This is a genomic window from Candidatus Accumulibacter vicinus, assembly GCF_000584955.1.
Lineage (GTDB): Bacteria > Pseudomonadota > Gammaproteobacteria > Burkholderiales > Rhodocyclaceae > Accumulibacter > Accumulibacter vicinus.
Window position 1 is genome coordinate 166,620 of record NZ_JDSS02000018.1, and the last position, 909, is coordinate 167,528.

The following is a 909-nucleotide window of genomic DNA, read 5'->3' on the forward strand; positions in this document are numbered from 1 at the left end:
CTGGGGCCACCCGCCAGCCGCCGCCTGGCGGTCGTCGCCGCGGCCGGACTGCTCCTTGGTGTGCCGCCAAGCGTCGTATACCACGACCGCTCGCTGTGGATTGAGGCGCACGACGAGGAGGCGGGCGGCGACTTCGAGCGGAAGTACCTGTCGCTGGTGGCTGAAGATGCTTTCTACCTGCAACCACGACTCCTCGAGCGCGAACTTGCCGCCCTCAAGCCTGGGCGGCCGGGTGTCACCGATCTGTATTTCGTCGGCGCGGCGGGTTATTCCCGGCAGGACGTGTTCATGACGGAAGTTCGCTCGGTGGCCGAGCTGTTCCGCGAGCGCTTCGCCACCGAGGGGCGTTCGGTGCTCCTGATCAACAACCCGAAGAGTGTCGCCGACTCGCCGATCGCCAGTACCACGAGCCTGGGCCTGACGCTGCGGCGGATTGGCGCGATCATGGATCGCGACGAGGACATCCTGTTCCTCTTCCTCACCTCGCATGGCTCGCAGGATCACAAGTTCGTCCTCGATTTCTGGCCCATGCGTTTCAACACCCTCGATCCCCGACGCCTACGCGAACTGCTCGACGAATCGGGGATCAAGCGCCGCGTCGTGGTGATCTCGGCCTGCTATTCGGGCGGCTTCATCGACGCCCTGAAGGACGACAACACCCTGGTGATCACCGCGGCCGCGGCGGACAGGAACTCCTTCGGCTGCAGCAACGAGGCCGATTTCACCTATTTCGGCAAAGCCTATTTCGACGAGGCGTTGCGCCAGACCTATTCGTTCGTCGAAGCCTTCGAAAAAGCCAGGCCGGTGATCGCCGCGCGCGAGAGCCGGGAGGATTTCCCGGAGTCGGATCCTCGCCTCTATCTTGGCGAAGCCATCCGGCGCCCGCTTGCGGCCTTTGCCCTGGCACGG

Annotated in this window: 1 protein-coding gene; it reads left to right on the top strand. The window is 64.7% G+C overall.

Annotated features, from left to right (window positions below):
* A partial coding sequence (locus CAPSK01_RS05715) for a C13 family peptidase (protein WP_273703174.1) occupies positions 1-909 on the top strand: 909 nt, incomplete at both ends.